The 16,312-nt window shown below is 35.7% G+C and carries 9 protein-coding genes; 4 read left to right on the top strand and 5 right to left on the bottom strand.

Annotated features, from left to right (window positions below):
* Nucleotides 1–72 precede the first annotated feature (72 nt).
* Nucleotides 73–1,626, top strand: coding sequence for an FMN-binding glutamate synthase family protein (locus ACMHJ2_RS05275; protein ID WP_413511918.1), 1,554 nt, complete (start codon nt 73–75; stop codon nt 1,624–1,626).
* A gap of 391 nt (nt 1,627–2,017) precedes the next feature.
* Here the strand turns inward: ACMHJ2_RS05275 and ACMHJ2_RS05270 are convergent, their stop codons facing one another.
* The gene (locus ACMHJ2_RS05270) at nt 2,018–2,884 is read right to left on the bottom strand and encodes an outer membrane beta-barrel protein (RefSeq protein ID WP_413511917.1); all 867 of its coding nucleotides are present in this window, start codon (nt 2,882–2,884) and stop codon (nt 2,018–2,020) included.
* 79 nt (nt 2,885–2,963) lie between these two features.
* Entirely contained in the window at nt 2,964–9,824 is a 6,861-nt protein-coding gene (locus tag ACMHJ2_RS05265; protein WP_413511916.1) for an MBG domain-containing protein, read from the bottom strand.
* A gap of 211 nt (nt 9,825–10,035) precedes the next feature.
* Between ACMHJ2_RS05265 and ACMHJ2_RS05260 the strand changes: the two genes are divergently transcribed.
* Nucleotides 10,036–11,748, top strand: a complete 1,713-nt coding sequence (locus tag ACMHJ2_RS05260; RefSeq protein ID WP_413511915.1) for a hypothetical protein — start codon at nt 10,036–10,038, stop codon at nt 11,746–11,748.
* Nucleotides 11,749–11,774: 26 nt separating this feature from the next.
* Here the strand turns inward: ACMHJ2_RS05260 and ACMHJ2_RS05255 are convergent, their stop codons facing one another.
* The 3 genes from ACMHJ2_RS05255 to ACMHJ2_RS05245 all read right to left on the bottom strand — a co-directional run bounded on the left by ACMHJ2_RS05255 (nt 11,775) and on the right by ACMHJ2_RS05245 (nt 14,888).
* Nucleotides 11,775–12,710, bottom strand: a complete 936-nt coding sequence (locus ACMHJ2_RS05255; RefSeq protein ID WP_413511914.1) for a pyridoxal-phosphate dependent enzyme — start codon at nt 12,708–12,710, stop codon at nt 11,775–11,777.
* Between the two features lie 65 nt (nt 12,711–12,775).
* On the bottom strand, nt 12,776–13,708 hold the full coding sequence (locus ACMHJ2_RS05250) for a peptidylprolyl isomerase (protein ID WP_413511913.1): 933 nt from the start codon (nt 13,706–13,708) through the stop codon (nt 12,776–12,778).
* A 13-nt stretch (nt 13,709–13,721) separates the two neighbouring features.
* On the bottom strand, nt 13,722–14,888 hold the full coding sequence (locus tag ACMHJ2_RS05245) for an MFS transporter (RefSeq protein ID WP_413511912.1): 1,167 nt from the start codon (nt 14,886–14,888) through the stop codon (nt 13,722–13,724).
* A 183-nt stretch (nt 14,889–15,071) separates the two neighbouring features.
* Between ACMHJ2_RS05245 and trmD the strand changes: the two genes are divergently transcribed.
* Both trmD and rplS read left to right on the top strand, forming a co-directional pair.
* Nucleotides 15,072–15,755: a tRNA (guanosine(37)-N1)-methyltransferase TrmD gene (gene trmD / locus ACMHJ2_RS05240; protein WP_413511911.1), complete on the top strand. Its 684-nt coding sequence runs from the start codon at nt 15,072–15,074 to the stop codon at nt 15,753–15,755.
* A 228-nt stretch (nt 15,756–15,983) separates the two neighbouring features.
* Nucleotides 15,984–16,312 (top strand): 50S ribosomal protein L19 (gene rplS, locus ACMHJ2_RS05235; protein WP_413511910.1); only part of this gene is annotated, 329 nt, incomplete at its 3' end.

Here is a 16,312-nt window from a genome sequence, read left to right as displayed (position 1 = left end):
TATTAGACCTGTTTTTTAAACTATTAACATTACAAACTAGACAACAAAAAGATTGCACTAAATTTTAGATTTATGTTTCACAAAAAGTTTTTTAATCGATTTACATTTGGACAATTGACAATTGCATTTGTTATTATATATGTATTGTATTCAATTACATCCGTTGTTCTTTATCAATCAACAGCTAGCATTGTTAATCTTGTAATCTCCGGAATTCTGACATATTTAACAATCTATGATGTAGTTCAAAGCAGACATACAATTCGTAAAAACTATCCTTTATTTGCTCGTTTTAGATATTTATTTGAATCGATTCGTCCAGAAATGCGTCAGTATTTTTGGGAAGGTGAATTAGATGGAAAACCATTTAACCGTCGTGAGCGATCAATTGTTTATCAAAGAGCTAAAAACGAGAAACAAACAGTTTCATTTGGTATGCAAGATGATCCAAACCGCATTGGTTATGAATGGGCTGCACACTCTGTATATCCAAAACACGTTTCGGACACCAATTTTAGAACTCTAATTGGCGGTGAAGAATGTAAACAACCCTATAGTGCGAGTATCTATAATATTAGTGCCATGAGTTATGGTGCTTTGAGTAAAAAAGCAATTACAGCCTTAAACGAAGGTGCCAAAATTGGTGGTTTCGCTCATAATACAGGTGAAGGAGGAATTAGTCAATACCACCGTTCTGGAGGAGATTTAATTTGGCAAATTGGTACAGGTTATTTTGGATGTCGTGATGAAAAAGGATTTTTCAGTGAATCTTTATTCGAAGAGCGTTCCAATTACCCTGAGGTAAAAATGATAGAATTAAAACTTTCTCAAGGTGCAAAACCTGGGCATGGAGGATTATTACCTGCTGAGAAAAATACAGTTGAAATTGCTGCAATTAGAAGTATTACTCCACATACAACTGTTCATTCACCATCTGGACATAGTGCTTTTAGCAATCCGATTGAGCTTGTAAATTTCCTTGCTAAACTTAGAAAATTATCGAGTGGAAAACCAGTTGGATTTAAAATATGTATTGGTCGTAAAGATGAGTTTTTAGCAATCATAGATGCAATGAAACAAACTGGGATTACTCCCGACTTCATTACCATTGATGGTGCTGAAGGAGGTACAGGAGCTGCTCCATTAGAATTTATTGACTATATGGGGATGGCCTTAAATGATGCCTTAGTATTTGCTAATAAAACCTTAATTGAAAACGGATTAAGAGGTAAGATAAAACTTTTAGCTTCAGGTAGAATTATTTCTGCCTTTGACATTGCAAAAACAGTTGCTTTAGGTGCTGATGCTTGTTATAGTGCTAGGGGTATGATGTTTGCATTAGGTTGTATCCAAGCTTTACAGTGTGACAGCGGTCACTGTCCTGTAGGTATTGCTACCCAAGATGAAACTTTATACAAAGCATTAGATATCACAGACAAGAGAATGCGTGTAGCCAATTTCCACAAAAATACAATGAAAGCTTTAGGAGAATTCATTAGTGCAATCGGTTATGAAAAACCAATTGAAATTGACCCTAGAACGTTCCATAAGCGCGTTGATCACGGAGTAAACAAAAGTTTCCAAGAAATGTACTTTGGAGAATTAGATACTCGTAAAAAAGCATAAATACAAAAAATATTAAATAGAAAAGGCCAGCAAATTGCTGGCCTTTTTATTTTGTTACCAATGAGATAAACTTAGTAATCAACGAGCAACAGCTCTACACCAATTTCGCTGTAAAAAGTACGAAAAAAGCTTATATACCTCTAAGGTACGAATGAAACAAAACTGCCCTTAAAAACAGACTTAAAACAAATAAATAAATAGTTGTGCAGACCAAAGTTTTCAATCTCATTCATAGAGGGAGTTATTCCTCAAACAAAAATTGACAAATACCAGCAATAAATCAAAAAAGGCCAGCAATTCAGCTGACCTTTCTCTTTCCCTAAAAAAACACTCATTCTAGTGTTAGAAGAATAAAATAAGTGTTTAAAAAACAATTAAAACAAAAAATAAATTATAGACCAAAACCATATTTCAATTTAACTCCCACAGCATACGTTTTTAGCTTATACGCCGCATTGTCATACGCTGTATTGCGGATTACTTCCGCTCTATTCTCTTCCGGTATAGGACGGTAATCAAGAAGAGAAGTAGTCTCGGATACACGATCTGATTTCTTTAAATCGTTTAAGCCTATATCAAAGTATAAGCCAATGTATAAATTTTGTCTTTCGGCTAATTCATATTTATACCCTACTTCTCCAACCCAAGCGATTCTTGTATTTACCTCGATATCCTTTGTTTCTTTTAGTGAGCCAAATGAACCAAATCCCTGAAATTCAGGTTGTTTTAAGATTACCGCATATTGAGGAAAATATCCTTCTGTTTCCAGTTGATTAAATGTTGTTTCCACTTCACTAGTCATACTCAACCCAACTTGAACCCCAGTCCTGAAATACAGGTTATTATCCATCGTATAAGCGACGGTAATAGGGATATTCAACTGATTTAATGTAATCTTTTCTTGCATGGAACTTGCTTTGTAATTGAAGATGAATTTTTCTCCTTCCGAATCTGTTTTATCCATGCTACCGTATAGGCGATTAACCTCATATTTGGCGTGATTCATGCTGTAAACCCCTCCAATTCCAAGGCTAATTTTTCGTGTAAGGTAATAATCATAGTGCAATCCACCCCCAAATTCTAATCCACCATTCGCATTCATTTGATAAGGCACACTATTTTGCATTCCCAAAAATCCTGCTTGAACACTTACACCCACTTCGTGTTTATTGTAATACTGACGACTGAATTGAGCTGTTGCATTTTGAGCAGCCAAACACAGACCAAACAAGCTTAATATAGATATAATTTTTTTCATAAAATTCGTTTTAAAAATCAGGTGGTAGCAGTACCACCACCTGACAACTATTTAAAATTAATAAACCTACTTCTTACTACTATTCTCTTACTATAAATTGAACCGATTGGTGTTTGCCTTCCGATTTCAATACTAAGAAATAAGATCCTGCAGTAATGGTAGTTGGTAAATTCATTTCTTTTCTATTGCCGTTGAACGATCCTTTTGCAATTACTTGACCTAATACATTATAAATAATATAGGTGTTTTCATAATCTTTTTTAGAATCCAACACGACATTTAGAGCTTGTGTTTTATGAACTGGATTTGGATAAACCTGAAGTTTTTCAGCACTTTCAAAGGTTAGTCCAACTGGACAAGTTGTTAACCTTGTTCCATTTTTCAGAGTTAAAACAGCGTGATACGTTGCTGTAGGATCTAATTTATTTCCTAGCTGGTCTCCAGCAGAATAAGCTTGATCAGTACCAATCAATTCGTTGTTTTTATACCACTCATACTTTGTAAAAGTGTAACCTCCGTTTGAAGTTGGATTATTATTTACTAGTAATACATTCTCGTATTTTTGATAAATAATATTTTCAGCTGGCAAACGTTTCTCAATAATTACAACGTATTTTTTGGTTTGTGTTCCATCTTGTGAAATCACTTCGATTTCTTGTTTGTGTACACCGTAGGCAGTTACATCTACAACAATATGCGTATTTGGGCTTACTTTTGTTCCCTTCGAAACAACAACATCCAAAGCAACCGAAGTTTGAGTCATTGCACAATCTAATAGAACATGTGTTTCCTCTCCAACTTTACCATAAGAAACGCCATCTACAAGTAATTCTAAAATTTCTGTCCCGTTGCTGTTAATAACTATTTTTCTAAAAACAGATTCTGCAGCTAAATAATTTCCATTACCCGCTTGATGAGCTGTAATAATAGCAGAACCTACGCTTAAAGGTGTTACTAAACCAGTTGAAGTCAAGGTTAATATGTTTTCTTGATTTTCAAATTCTACGGTATAGCTAATAGGTAGACCTGAGCTTGCTCTAGCATTGAGTTGTAAAGAAGGTGTATCTTCTAAAATTATTGGTTCTACTCTTTCAAAATTAATTACTTGTTCTGCTTTAACAATTTTTAATTCAGCTTCAAGCTCTTTTATTTCAAAATTAGGTCCGTAATCAATTCTTGCTTTTACAAGGTAGGTTCCTACTTCCGTTTGGCTATTATTCACATAAGTTACACTAGCATTTGGCTCTAAATTTCCTTCTATAGTTAAACTTTTTGCTGTTCCATCATAAATAAATGTTTTAGATGGCAATGTAATATTACTTACTGTAGTTCGAACAATTTCAAAAGTTGATGCTACAAAAGAAGCAATATAATAATTCGTTCGGCTTACCAAAGAACCTCGATTAATCAGATACGTTCCTACTGCTTCTCCTGCTACTCTGGATAAATTACCCGATACGGCATTGACACTGCGATCATCAAACTGCAAGCCTTCTACTGTGAATCTGAAAACAGGATCTGCAGTACCAAACAATTTCTGTTGATTTGATGTTACAATAATTTCAATTGGAGCAGGTTTAATTTCAAATGTGTTTTGAGTATCAACTGCAAATTGATAATTAGCATGCTGTGAAACTAAACTACCTACTGCATATCTATACGTACGCACTCCTTCTCCAACTACTCTACCTAACAAACCGCTAATTACAGCTGTTGTATCATTAAATTTAAATCCGATTGCGGTATAGTTTAAGATAGGTTCGCTTTGACCATATATCTTATTTTGATTTCCTAATGGAAGAATACTCAGTGTGGCTGGCGTAATGGATAATGTAGCAAATACATAGCGTACTTGGTAGTTTGGAGTTGCAACTAAAGTTCCTTGTTGTAAAAGATAACGACCTACATTTTCTCCTACCTCACGAGTTAAAGCTCCTGAAATAATAGCATTTGTATCGTTATTTTTCAGACCGTCCACTGTATAGGTTAAAGTTGGATCTATATCTCCATACACTTTTGTTACTTCACTTGTAGTTACTACTAGTTCTGCAGGAGTAATGTTAAAAATTCCTGCCGTAAAATTAATAGTATAATTTAGAGTACTTAAGTTGCCTTGTGTAATTGCATAATGCCCCACATTTTCTCCAACTTCTCTTACCAAGCCACCTCTAAAAATAGAGGCATTATCGGTCAATTTATATCCTTCAACGGTATAGGTTAAAGCAGGTTCTGCATCGCCATATACTTTAGCTAAATTGTTAGCATTGATCCTTAATTCTGCTGGAGTAATTGTAAAAGTAGCAGAGGTAAAAGCTAACGTATAATTTGCTGCTGCTAACGTACCCAATTCGATTGCATACGCCCCAACATTTTCACCTGTTTCTCTTGCTAAACTACCGCTTAAAACGGTTGTGGTATCTGCAAATTTAAATCCATCAACTGTATAAGTTAGTGCTGTATTTGCATTCCCATATACTTTCGTTTGTTGAGCAGTTGCTACAACGTTCAATACAGCTGGCGTTACGTGTACTTTAATTTCAACACGCTCACTTTCACATCCATTTATAATTCTTTGACTTACCCAATAACTGGTTGTTCCTATAGCATTAGTTAAAGGAGTTGGTGCATTTATACTACCTTCTCCTGTATTGCCTAAATACCATACTAATTCATCTCCTGTTGTAAGGCTAGCTTCTAAAACAGTTGCTATATCACCATAGGTGTAATTAATCACATTGGCAGAAACAATTGGTTTTTGCAATATATCTTCAACAATAACATTAACTAAAGTTCTAGTATCACTTTCGCAATTATTCAATGTTTGAGTCGCGTAATAAGCTTGCCCATCTTGCAAAGGAGTTGATGCAAGATATACCGTACCTCCTTCTGGTGCATTATACCACTTAACAGCTGCTCCAGTTACTGCTAAACTAGCAATAGTAGGGGTGTTAATTAAACAGAATTTCTGCAATTCCTGTGCTTGAGGAGCTGGTGTACGAGATAAATGAGCCGTAATAGCTACTCGATTCGATTCACAACCTACTAAAGGATAGTAACTCGACACATAATAAGTACTCTCATTAGTTAAAACAGTGGTTGCTGGTAAAGTTGTAGTAGCTGTTTCTGAGGCATACCAACGACGCTCAAATCCGGTTTCTATCTCCACTACTAAATCCGCTAGTGTTGTCTCTTCACATAGCGATTGATTCGCTTCTGCAACGGGTACAACGGGATGTATAACTTCTATTTGAACGGCTTGGCGTTCAGTTTTACAAATTCCATTAACTAATTCAACATAATACGTTCCAGTTTGAGTAATATTCGCAATCACCATTGTGCCTGTTATTGATGTATACCATTTAGCTTGTCCATCACCTGTAATAGCTATTGCAATATCTTCCACATTTACTGCATCACAAAATGCTTGAGCTTCAATTGTAAAAGTCCCCACACGTACTACTTCTACTGCTACTTCTTTAGCTGTTGTACATAAGGTTACCGTGTTTTTCATTGTTGCTGTATAACTAGTAGATTCTATTGGTTTTACATAAACTGTAGAACGTGAATCACCCGTATAAGGAATGGTTCCTTCTTGATCTTGATAGAGTCCTGTTAAAGGAGCCCAACTAAGTTCAAATGGAGTTGAATAACCAAATTTAATATTCGGTCGATTAGCTGAAGAACCACTTGTACTATATGTTTCTAAGGCATCAAAACTCACTACGCCTGCAGGGGTAACGCTATCCTTTGCTCCATAATAAACACTTGGGAACGTTGTTGTTGTATAACGGTTTGTTGTACCATCTCCATTACCTCCATTACCCGCATTATGTACGGTTTCAATAATTAAATTACTTTCTCCATCCCAAGTATACGCAGTTGTAAATGCAAATAATACATACCCCGTCGTTGAAGGTGTAAAAGAACGACTATAAACAGTCGTTAAAGAAGTCGAAGGTACAAAACCAGTGGTCATAACAGTACGCGTTGTACTACCTATGCGAATTGTAAAATCCTTGCATTCTTTTGTAACCATATCTCCCAATTCAAAAGCAAGTGAACTAATTTGACTACCTCCAATCAGTCCCTTGGCTAATAACTCCTCTTTGGTATACAACAACTGATGCTTCACTCCTCCATAATAGGCACTAAGTGTATTAGGATAAGAGGTTGTACCTACTCTTTGTGTTCCTGTCCCAAAAATTGCTTCAGAACCTGTACTTGGCAATGTTATATTGGTCGCTTTTAATTCTTGCACCGATCCTAAACAAACTTCTACCTGTTCTGCTTGCAATACAAGAGTTGGAATTGCATTTACTACAATATTTACTTTTTGTCTTACCTTACAAAGTCCATTCGATTGCGTGGCCAATAAGGTATATTCTGTGGTTTCGGCTGGAGAAAAAACCCAACCTGTTGTAGCAGTACCAGAAACGCCTGTTGCAGGTATCCATTGATAGGTATCATAATCCGTCGCACCTGCTGTTAGTGTTACTGCTGTGCTATTTTGCCCTTGACAAATGGTTAAAGCATTTGATGATAAAGTAAGAGCTGGTGCTTCATTTACCGTTGCAATAACTTCTGTACGAGCCGTTGTACAACCTTTTTCATATCCTATATTATAGAAATAATAATAAGAACTACTTGCACCTGAATAATACCCTCCTGTAAGTGTAATTGCATTATCAGTACTTAAATATGGAAACGAAACATTCGAAGATTCCCTAACTAATTTAACTCCTCCTGAATACGTTTTAATTAGCATGCGATACCCCGTACCAGGTGTTATCTTAAAGTTCATAGGAACCCTAGTTGGGGTAGTAATACCATTAGCTAGAATAGTAACATCACCCGTAGAATAAAGTTCCGTACCTGCACTATTTGTAATTTTTACATTTATTACTCCATTTACTGTAGCGTAGATATCCGCGCCCGTTAGGGTTATATTTTCAAAAATATTAAATACAATTCCAGCATTAGTATCTTCAAAAGTAGAATTAGTAGCTGGAATAACTTTCCCAACATTTCTTTGTACTAGCTCAGAAGTTGAATCTACCCAATACGACTTTGTTTCATTAATTTCCGGAGTAACAAACGTATTACCTGTACCTAAAAGAGTTGAACTTGTTTGTGTTTGATACCATCTTACGATCCCTTTATTATATAGGGCTTGCAAAGTTACCTCTCCAAATCCACACGCTATACCATTTGTAGTACTCGTTAACACTGGAGGATCACACAAGGTGGTAAACTTTTTACCTGGTGTCCAAATACTGGTATCACCCGCTGCACAAACAGATTTGACATAAATCGTATATTCTGTACTTGGTATTAGTCCGTTTACCGCAGCCGTTAACTGCCCTGCAACTATGTTTCCTTGCGTAACTAATCCTATTGGATCACCTGGATTAGCCGCAGTGCGAATCTCATAGGTATAACCATTCACAGGGGCAATTTCTGGCACTGACCAACTAAAATCAACTGAATTTGGTGTTATCGCATTGGTGTTCACCACTAAATTTCTTGGAACAAAACACGTTGGCGTTGTTTCTACTTTAACATCACCGACATAAAGAATATTTTTATTTCGATCTGAAAAAGCCTGAAAACCAATATAATAAATACCTGTTGTTGTAGGCGTAAAATCTATTGTTTTATCAATGGTTTCTTGAGTAGTTCCCGTAGTAATGGTAAACAATTCGGTTGTCATTGCTGTACTTACCGCTAGTGCTCCATAACTCACTCTCAATTTTTCGGCTGAACCACTATCTCTATACTTAAATGAAATACGGTAACTCTGTCCTGCAACTAAATTAAGTCCTTGGGTAAAAACCCAATCATTCGCAACATTAGTGGAGTGATATGGGTATCCCATTACTTTCGCATCCGAAAAACCAGAATTAGTAGGTTTTGCATAGGTAATCCACTTTTTGCCATCATTATTTGTATCCTCAACAAGTAAACAGAAAGGTACATTAGGGGTTGTTATATCATCTAAACTCACTGTATAAGGAATGGCAGTTGCTGCGCAAGTAGTTCTAAAACGAACCTCTTGCCAAAAACTTGAGTCATTAGCTCCACATACACTTCTTACATAAAAATAGTAAACGGTATCGGGCAATAAACTAGTTAATGCAAAACTGGATGCAGTTGCACCCAATGTTCCGGTAGCGATTCGTCCTTCTGTGGTTCCTACATTGGTATCCGTGCGCAACTCGTAACTTTGAGCAGTAGCGTTCGTTGCATTAACGGTCCAAGCAGCTGTTGCCTGTACGGATTCAATTGAGTTTACCAGTAAATTTGATGGTCTAAGACAGGCACTCATTTGTCCTTCAAATTGTAATTGGGCAACCGTACTCGTTCTCGTTTTACCTCCATTCTGTGTTAAATCCGTTGTATTAATTACTCTGCTATCTTGATACGCATATAATCCTCTATCTGTAGCAGTATACGCTTTAAAGAAAGGTTTTCCTGCAATTGAAGTAAATCCGAGTTTCTTTTCGACCACTGTAACGATTAAGTTACTTAAACCATCATAATTAAATGGAGTTGTTAAAACCACTTCCATCCATTGTCCTGCTGTTGGATTTATGGTTCCACTAAAAACTAGAGTAGATTCAGTTAAAGCTACAAAATCAGAACTTCCTGAAAAACTAGTTTTAGTTGTATGTCCTATATATACATCCCATAAATTCCAATCTGTACTATTTGGGGAAAAAGAATTAACAAACCATTTGACTTTTGTAATATTTCCTGCAACTCCTTCCCCCTCATTATACTCAGATTTTAAAACAATCTGTTGACTCATTGCATAATCAAAACGGGCGTTAATAGGTATGTACTCACTGCTCAAATTTCCAGATCCAATCTGAATCTGGGATAACATAGACAGTGAAAAGCTGAGTAAAAACAGCCAGGTTAGAAGTAATTTTTGTTTCATAGTTCTAGTAAAGTAAATAAAGTATAAATTGATTAATTGTTTTTTATCAGCAAGCATCTCATCTGAAACAAATGCCTTACAAAAACTTAAGCAAAATATAACATTTTGTTAAAAATAAACTATCTTTGGGGTGGACATTCGGGTGGACAAAGGGGTGGACATGTAAAATTTTAACTTTTACTCCTAAATTATTTAATGTAAAAAAGTATTTATGCAAAAAATTAGTTACTTTCTACTTCTTTTTATTTTCATTTCCTGTTCCAAAACGACAGAACGTACTTCTACTCATATTAACCTATTACTTACAGAATTAAATAAAGTAGAGGATATCGTCAAACTAGAAGAAGTTCTCAATGACAAATCAACCAAAGAATACGGACTTAATAAGTCTATTATATCTATCATTTCAAAAGTTAAACGAGCTCAAATTAAGGCGAATGAACTTGGCGCTTTTAACGAACAAACTACCTTGCTTTTTCGGGAGGTCGAAACCCAATTAAAAATTGTCGATTTCCCCGATCTAACGCACTGGGTTCACACACAAATTGGCTTTTACTATTATACCTACAATCATTATGTAGAATCGGCTAATTATTACAGCGAGGTTGCCTACATTTTAGACAATCACCCAGAAGAAATAACCATTCAAGCCACAGATATCTACAGGAAAATAGGCTATTTCTATGGTACAATTGGCCAATATAAACAGGGGATAACCTATTTAACAAAAGCACTCCAACTCACAACAAAAGACAATATAAACTACACCAGTTTATTAAATGCTATTGGCAACTTTGCGATTAAAGATAAACAAGAAGCCTTGGCCTATCCCTATTTAATACAAGCCAAAAACCTAGCTGAAAGTCAAAGTGATTTCTTGCGCTATGCTAAAATATTAGGAGATTTAGCCATCATAGAAAACAACAAACAAAATTGGGAAAAGGCGATTAGCTATTTAGAGGAAGATATCTCCTTGTCAAAAAAAATAGACGATAAAAAAAACACAATGTTTGCGCTGTTGTCTCTTGCGCAAGTTTATTGGGATAAAAATGACATCGACAATGCTAAGAAAACAGCGTTAGAAGCCTTTTCCTATGCGCAAACGCTCAATTATGTAAAAGGTTTTGAATATGACATTATGAAATTGCTTTTAGAGATTTCGATTGTTGAAAAAGATGAGAAAAGAGAATTGCTGTATCGAAGAAATTTGACGACATTAAATGAATACATTAGTGAAACCGAAGGTCAAAAGGCTATTGATCAAATCAACTGGGATGCAGAAATTGAGCTTATTAATTTACAACTTGAATCCCAACGGTATCATTATGAAAAAATAAATTATCAACGTTTATTATTTATATCCCTTTCTTTTTCATTGGGTTGTGTCTTGGTTTTTGTGTATAGAATATATAAAAAACAACTATCAAAACAAGCTTTCTTATATGAATCAAATATTTTAAAAATTGAGAAAGAAATGGCTGAATCCGAAAAGCGCTGGCAAGATACCAGTCTCTCTTTGGACTCTTACAAAGAGTACTTAGCCGATAAGACCAAGCAAATCAACATTCTGGAAATAGAATTAAATAAATTAAAAGATTCTACTAGCACAAAGTCACAAGCTGAGCGAATGAAATTAGAACAGACCATTTCGTCTCACTTAATGACCGATGAAAGTTGGCTTGTATTCAAAAAAACCTTTCAGACTGAACAAAGTGATTACTACACTAATTTAATGCATCAATTTCCAGAATTAACGGATTCTAACCTTCGGGTTATCTTATTGCAGAAATTAAATTTAACCAACCAAGAAACGGCTAATATATTAGGTATTACCATTGAAGCTGTAAAGAAAACGAAGCAACGATTAAAGAAAAAATACGTCAATACCTACGACCAGCTATTTGGTGAATCAAAAAAGGTTTAGTACCAGACTAAACCTCAGAATCCCTATTAAAAAGGTAAATTATCTAAATCCACATTTCCTCCAGATAAAATAATACCTACTTTTTTTCCCTGAAATAAAGGGCGTTCTTTAATCAAAACGGCTAGAGCAACAGCACTACTTGGTTCTACGATAATTTTCATGCGTTGCCAAATTAATCGCATGGCACTAATTATTTCATTTTCACGAACGCGAATAATTGCCTTTGTGCCTTCTTTAATAATTGGAAAATTAACATTCCCTAATTGGGTACACAATCCATCAGCGATTGTATTTACTGCTACATTACTCTCTATTTTACCAGATTCTAAAGAGCGAAAGGCATCATCTACTTCATAAGGTTCACCTGCATATACTTCTATTCCCTTTTTACCAAACGTTTGAGCTGCCAGAATTGTCCCTGCTAAGAGTCCTCCACCCCCTACTGGAACAATTAAAATATCCAAATCAGGCTGAATTTCCAAGAGTTCTTTTGCTGCGGTACTGTTTCCAAGAATGACATGCATTTCATTAGAGGGGTGAATAAATGTTGCGCCTGTTTCATCAATAACTTGATTACACACCCTTTCTCTAGACTCCATGGTTGGAGCGCACTCTACGATTTCACCTCCATACATCCCTACGGCATCTCTTTTTACATTAGGTGCATTAAAGGGCATAACAATATAACATTTGACATCAAAAGTGCGAGCAGCAAGCGCTAAAGCTTGTGCAAAATTGCCTGAAGAATGTGTAACAACACCCTTCTCCTTTTGTGCCTCTGTTAAATGCAGAATAGCGTAGATAGCCCCTCGCATTTTAAAGGCTCCTGCTCGTTGAAAATTCTCACATTTAAAATACAAATCACTTCCTAAAAAGTTTTCAATATGTCCCGACTCCATGATAGGCGTATGGTGTACATATTTTTTTATTCTTTCATGGCAAGCCTCAATTTCCTCTTTCATAAAAAATAAACTAGCATTTGACAAAAAACTCCCAAACTTAACTAAGAGTGGGAGTTTTATTTATATTACTTAACGTCCATTAATTCAACATCGAAAACTAGAATTGCATTGGGAGGAATAACACCTCCAGCACCAGCCTCTCCATAACCTAAATACGATGGAATAACAAAACGAGCTTTATCGCCAACTCTTAAAAGAGCGATTCCTTCATCCCACCCTTCAATCACATGGCCAAGACCTAAAGGAAATTCAATTGGTTTTTTACGTTTGTATGAGTTGTCAAACTCCGTTCCATTTTCCAATGCTCCTTTGTAATGAACTGCTACTGTTTTTCCTTTTTCAGCTTGTTTCCCAGATCCATTAACAATCATTTGATAACGCAAGCCACTTTCTGTACGCTCAAAACCAGCTGCTACTTTTTCTAAAGCTTCTTCTGCCGCTGCTTTTTGTTCTGTAACTCTTCTTTCTCTTGCACCTTCAAAAACTCTAAATGCTTCTACTGCATTCCATTTTTGAGCCTCTTCTCCTACTCTTACAATTTCGATAGACTCAAGCACATCGTCTTGAGCAATTTCATCTACAATATCTTGACCGTTAATTACGCGACCAAAAACAGTGTGCTTTCCATCTAACCAAGGGGTAGCAACATGGGTAATAAAGAATTGCGATCCATTTGTTGCAGGACCTGCGTTTGCCATTGACAATACACCAGGACCATCGTGTTTCAAGCTTGAATCGAATTCATCATCAAACGTATATCCAGGACCTCCTGAACCAATCCCTTGTGGACAGCCTCCTTGAACCATAAAATCAGGTATAACTCTATGAAACTTTAGTCCATCATAATAAGGTGTTCCCTGAGGACGTGCTTTATTTTCTAAATTACCTTCTGCTAAAGCCACGAAGTTTCCTACAGTTCCAGGAGTTTTATCCTCAGTTAATTTAACTAATATTTCGCCTTTTGACGTATTAAATTTTGCGTAAATACCGTTTTCCATTATTCTTAAGTTATTAATTTTTACTATTTTTTTTCTTTGTGCGCAGGTAAATCAAGAATGACAAAAAGGCTAAGACCATGCCACCTAAACAGACACCTACCCAACCCAAATATTTCCACAAATATAAACCAAAAGCCGAGCCAAATGCTGTTCCTAAGAAACTAAATGACATATAGACAGTATTTAATCGGTTGCGCGCCTCTGGTAACAGGGAGTAAATTCGGGTTTGATTAGATACATGAATCGTTTGTAATCCCAAATCTATTAAGATTATACCTATAATTATTCCTACAATAGAAGTTGACGACAAAGCAAAAACAACAAAACTCAAAAATGTCATGCCTATGCCATATAAAATTAATTTTTGAGCACCGCCTGCTCCACCGATTTTACCTACTAAAGGGGCTGCAAAAGCCCCACAAGCACCAATAAGTCCGAAAGAACCAATCCAAGCACTATCATAACCAAAAGGTTGATTGTGCAAAAGCAAAACCATCGTTGTCCAAAAAGCACCAAATTGGGCAAATGCCAAGCTTGTAATCCAAGTAGCTTCTCTTAAAACAGGTTGTTCTTTAATCAAGCGAAATAAAGAAGCATACAAACTGGAGATTGTTCCTTGGTAGGTTGGTTTGTTTAAGGGAAGTCTAAATTGAATCATAATCACGAGTAAAAGTCCTATTGCCGTTGCAATCCAAAACATACCACGCCACCCCAACCACATGCCGACAATTCCACTCAGTGTTCGAGAAAATAAAATCCCTAGTAATAAACCACTAACTACTGTTCCTATTACTTTTCCTCTTTGCTCTTCAGAAGCCAAGCTAGCCGCCATTGGCAAAACTAATTGAGGTACAATTGAAGTAGCTCCAAGTATAAAACTAATGACTTGCAACCAAAAGAAATTAGTCACGCTTGCCGTTAAGCTCAACGCGACACATGCAAACACTGTAGTCCAAATGATTTGTTTTTTTCGTTCCAATAGATCCCCTAAAGGAATCATCAAAAACATACCTACTGCATAACCTGCTTGGGTTAAATAGGTTAAGGTTCCCGCAGAAGCTTCTGAAACCTTAAACTCCTCAGCAATCAATGGAATTAATGGTTGACAATAATACAAATTAGCTACAATTAACCCCGTAACTGTAGCCATAAACCAAACATTTCCTTTAGATAAACTCATAGATGCAAATTTAAAACATCTCCTTTATTTTATTCTTGTAAAAGGTATAATTTCTACAATAAATGAATAATTATCCTCCTTTTTTCACACAAGATAACATCCTTTTTTTCAATTCCTAATCCAAAGAGATAAACAATTGGATTGTATAAAATTGGATTGTACCTTTGTGAAAAATTTTAAAAGATGCGTATAGATATCATTTCTGTTGTTCCGGAATTAATCGAAAGTCCTTTTCAAGCTTCTATCTTAAAGCGAGCTATTTCTAAGGGTATTGTTGAAGTACACTTTCACAATTTACGCGATTATAGTACGAACAAGCACAAAAATGTGGACGATTATCAATTTGGTGGAGGTGCAGGAATGGTTATGAGCATTGAACCTATTGATCGATGCATTAGTGCATTGAAAGAAGAACGGGAATATGATGAAATTATTTATATGTCACCGGATGGGGAAACCTTAAATCAATCTATGGCTAATACTATGTCTCTTTTAAAGAACATTATTATTTTATGTGGTCACTATAAAGGAGTGGATCAACGCGTTCGAGATCACTTTATTACAAAAGAAATTTCTATTGGTGATTATGTCTTATCGGGTGGTGAATTAGGAGCCGCTATTTTATGTGATACCTTGATTCGTTTAATACCGGGTGTTCTAAATGACGAAACCTCTGCCTTAACGGATAGTTTTCAGGATAATTTATTAGCTCCGCCTATTTATACTAGACCTTCTGAATATAAAGGATGGAAAGTTCCAGATGTTTTATTAAGTGGGAATTTTGCTGTCATAGATAAATGGAGAGAAGACATGGCCTACGAGCATACAAAAAATCGAAGACCTGATCTTTTAGAGGATAAGAAATAAAAATACCCTAACTCACTCTCTTTAAATACATTATTCTCCCCTACCTTTTATTTAGAAAAAGAAGAGGTATCTTACCTAATAAGGTATAAGAATAAACCTCAACCCAATTATTTAGCCTAAAAATTAGGATTATTTTATTGGATTTTCATATATTTGCACTCGTTTTAGACTAACCTCTGGCGAGGTCCGTGTATGTTGGTTTAAATTAATTAATTATTTTTTTCAGAAATGGCAGATTTAATGAAATTCGTTCAAGACGAATTAGTTGCAAAAAAAGACTTCCCAGCATTTAAAGCGGGAGACACAATTACTGTGTACTACGAAATTAAAGAGGGTGACAAAAAAAGAACTCAGTTCTTTAAAGGAGTAGTTATCCAAAGAAGAGGTTCAGGTGCTACTGAGACTTTTACTATCCGTAAAATGTCTGGTAACGTTGGTGTAGAGCGTATCTTCCCAGTCAATATGCCTGCTTTAGAAAAAATCGAATTAAATCAAAGAGGTAAAGTTCGTAGAGCTCGTATTTTCTACTTCAGAGAACTTACTGGTAAAAAAGCAAA

Source organism: Myroides odoratus (assembly GCF_965118575.1).
Classification (GTDB): Bacteria; Bacteroidota; Bacteroidia; order Flavobacteriales; family Flavobacteriaceae; genus Flavobacterium; species Flavobacterium odoratum_B.
This window is presented reverse-complemented; position numbering and strand designations above follow the sequence as displayed.